Raw genomic sequence first — 268 nt, 5'->3', positions numbered from 1 at the left:
GATCTAGCTTCACCGCCCTTAGAACGCTCTCCTATCACGCGACCTATTGGTCGCATCCACAATTTCGGTGGTATCCTTAGCCCCGGTACATTTTCGGCGCAGAATCACTCGGCTAGTGAGCTATTACGCACTCTTTAAATGGTGGCTGCTTCTGAGCCAACATCCTAGCTGTCTATGCAACTCCACCGCCTTTTCCACTTAGGATACACTTAGGGACCTTAATTGGTGGTCTGGGCTGTTCCCCTTTCGACGATGGATCTTATCACTC

Annotated in this window: 1 rRNA gene; it reads right to left on the bottom strand. The window is 50.4% G+C overall.

From position 1 onward, the window contains the following. Positions 1–268, bottom strand: a 23S ribosomal RNA gene (locus tag CES82_RS12195); the annotation flags it as partial.

Origin of the sequence: Secundilactobacillus silagincola (genome assembly GCF_002583405.1) — a bacterium.
In the GTDB taxonomy this organism is placed as follows: domain Bacteria; phylum Bacillota; class Bacilli; order Lactobacillales; family Lactobacillaceae; genus Secundilactobacillus; species Secundilactobacillus silagincola.
This window is presented reverse-complemented; position numbering and strand designations above follow the sequence as displayed.